The 215-nt window shown below is 27.9% G+C and carries 1 protein-coding gene; it reads left to right on the top strand.

Going from position 1 to position 215, the window contains the following annotated elements:
* The coding region (locus tag EO083_RS09840) for an IS3 family transposase (RefSeq protein WP_164723722.1) at positions 1 to 215 on the top strand (215 nt) is incomplete at both ends.

Genomic DNA, 215 nt, shown 5'->3' with positions numbered 1-215 from the left:
AAATACATGAGAATGAAAAATGATGAAAGTGTTCTTAAACTTATACAAAAGTTAAAGCAGGAACATCCATATTGGGGATATAGACATATTTGTGCTATGCTTAAAAAACAGGAAAAGAAAATCAATCACAAAAGAGTTTACAGAATAATGAAAGAAAATGGATTGCTTCTAAAGAAGCACATAAAGAAAGCAAAAAGAAGTTTTCAAAGAAAGAT

This window comes from Thermosipho globiformans, assembly GCF_003990895.1.
GTDB lineage: Bacteria > Thermotogota > Thermotogae > Thermotogales > Fervidobacteriaceae > Thermosipho > Thermosipho japonicus.
Note: the sequence above shows the minus strand (reverse complement) of the source record. Positions and strands in the feature narration are given on the sequence as shown.